Below are 269 nucleotides of genomic sequence, written 5' to 3'. Positions count from 1 at the left end.
CTATCCACTTCCTGAAAGGTAGGAGCCGCCGTGGCATCGCTGGCATTAGAGGAAGTGACGGATAGCGGCCGCAAAGGGTTACTTCCTCCTTGGGCAGCGCCGAGCACAAGCGCCACGCCCCAGGCCAGCAGCATGATTCCTGCCGTTTGGCGAGCTTTTGCCCAGCCGTGAGAGGGTGATGTATTGAGTGCTCCCAGGGTGAGTGCGCTACCGATAGCCAGCGCCGCCCACAGCAGCAGCGCAATAGAAGGGGGAGTTAAACGCTCGAC

1 pseudogene is annotated in these 269 nt (G+C 61.0%); it reads right to left on the bottom strand.

The features are described 5' to 3' along the window. Positions 1-269, bottom strand: a pseudogene (locus R0J92_RS23290) (hypothetical protein); the annotation flags it as partial.

Source organism: Tritonibacter sp. SIMBA_163 (assembly GCF_046535935.1).
Taxonomy (GTDB): domain Bacteria; phylum Pseudomonadota; class Alphaproteobacteria; order Rhodobacterales; family Rhodobacteraceae; genus Epibacterium; species Epibacterium scottomollicae.
The sequence above is the reverse complement of the archived record's forward strand: the minus strand, read 5'-3'. Positions and strand labels throughout refer to the sequence as shown.